Below are 273 nucleotides of genomic sequence, written 5' to 3' on the forward strand. Positions count from 1 at the left end.
ACACACCCACGGGACTGATCCGACAGGAAACCGGCTTCGACGGCCGCCGCACGAGCTACGCCTATGACCTCAATGGTCACCTGCTGGAAAAGACCGAGTTCGGTGATGACGGCTCGGTTTTAGTCACGGGTTATGAACGCGATGCCGCCGGACGTCTGCTGGTCAAGACCTTGCCCGACGGCATCCAGATCGAATACCGCTATGACCGTCTCGGTCGTCTGGTCGGCGTCGATGACGGCCAGCAACACCCACTGGCCTTCGAATACGACCTGC

The 273-nt window shown here is 60.4% G+C and carries 1 protein-coding gene; it reads left to right on the top strand.

Going from position 1 to position 273, the window contains the following annotated elements; translation table 11 throughout:
• On the top strand, window positions 1-273 hold a 273-nt coding region (locus tag AACY19_RS27620), incomplete at both ends, for a hypothetical protein (RefSeq protein ID WP_339454672.1).

Source organism: Pseudomonas sp. EA_5y_Pfl2_R50 (assembly GCF_963970475.1).
Lineage (GTDB): Bacteria > Pseudomonadota > Gammaproteobacteria > Pseudomonadales > Pseudomonadaceae > Aquipseudomonas.